At 32.1% G+C, this 221-nt stretch carries 1 pseudogene; it reads right to left on the reverse strand.

The window, feature by feature from the left end:
• A pseudogene (locus I656_RS19670) lies at nucleotides 1–221 on the reverse strand (RNA-guided endonuclease TnpB family protein); the annotation flags it as partial.

The following is a 221-nucleotide window of genomic DNA, read 5'->3' on the forward strand; positions in this document are numbered from 1 at the left end:
TGGCCAATGATCAGTGAATGAAAGCCATCTTTTTTAAGATATTTTGGAATACTGATAGCCTTGTGGTCATATTTTCCTTGTTTGGCAAGACTGATCAAACCAAAGAAAGATTTAAAGGCTTCATTGACCTTTTTTAAAATTTGCTGTGCCATGTTGCTGTTTAACAGCTTATAGTTTTCGTTAGTTTTGGCAAGATGATAATTTTTCTCATAATTAAGAAA

The sequence above is a fragment of the Geobacillus sp. WSUCF1 genome (assembly GCF_000422025.1).
GTDB classification, from domain to species: domain Bacteria; phylum Bacillota; class Bacilli; order Bacillales; family Anoxybacillaceae; genus Geobacillus; species Geobacillus zalihae.